The 241-nt window shown below is 53.5% G+C and carries 1 protein-coding gene; it reads right to left on the bottom strand.

The features are described 5' to 3' along the window. Positions 1 to 241 (bottom strand): hypothetical protein (locus HMPREF2792_RS01415; protein ID WP_198530277.1); only part of this gene is annotated, 241 nt, incomplete at both ends.

Raw genomic sequence — 241 nt, 5'->3', positions numbered from 1 at the left:
CAGTCTTGCCACCCGGCAAATCCGGATCCTCAATGGTCACGGTAATCGGACCATCAACCTTCTTACCCGGAGTAACGATGACCTTGCCGTCCTCGTCAATCTTGACCGGGACGTCATTCTTGTCCTCGTCCTTAGCAGAGACCTTGGTGTCCTTATCCGGGTTCGTGACCTTAATACCGGTGTCCTGCTCCTCATCAGTCGGATCAACCGGCTTCACACCAGAATCATCAACCGTGGTCTT

It is taken from the genome of Corynebacterium sp. HMSC068H04, from assembly GCF_001811255.1.
Classification (GTDB): Bacteria; Actinomycetota; Actinomycetes; order Mycobacteriales; family Mycobacteriaceae; genus Corynebacterium; species Corynebacterium hesseae.
Note: the sequence above shows the minus strand (reverse complement) of the source record. Positions and strands in the feature narration are given on the sequence as shown.